The organism is Catenovulum agarivorans DS-2 (genome assembly GCF_000568405.1).
GTDB lineage: Bacteria > Pseudomonadota > Gammaproteobacteria > Enterobacterales > Alteromonadaceae > Catenovulum > Catenovulum agarivorans_A.
Genome location: NZ_ARZY01000120.1, coordinates 1 through 374, shown reverse-complemented (window position 1 = coordinate 374; position 374 = coordinate 1). Strand labels below are relative to the sequence as shown.

The window sequence follows — 374 nt, the reverse complement described above, 5'->3', positions numbered from 1 at the left end:
TGTTCTGGTCAACTCCAGCCGGACACTTTTCTTAAAGAATTTTCATAGCCTACTGGTGACTGATCGTTATTAGCTGAGTGCAGCCTTTCCAGATTGTAATATTTCATATATTCAGTAACATCATTTTTCATGTGTTCACGAGTTGGCTGAGCCACTTTTAGTAACCAATCATGTTTCAAGCTACCAAAGAACCTTTCAACAACAGCGTTATCCCAACAAGCCCCCACATCACCCATGCTTGCTCGCATACCAAACTGCTTTAATTGGTTGCGATATCGCTTACTCGTATACTGAGACCCTCTATCAGAATGAAATACCAAACCTTTGGCTGGTTTTCTCAGGTTATAAGCCTTAATCATGGCTTTCATAACTAA

Annotated in this window: 1 protein-coding gene; it reads right to left on the bottom strand. The window is 40.4% G+C overall.

Annotated elements, in window-relative coordinates:
• Positions 1-8: 8 nt before the first annotated feature.
• Positions 9-374: integrase core domain-containing protein (locus DS2_RS19465; protein ID WP_035016756.1), on the bottom strand; the 366-nt coding region annotated here is incomplete at its 5' end.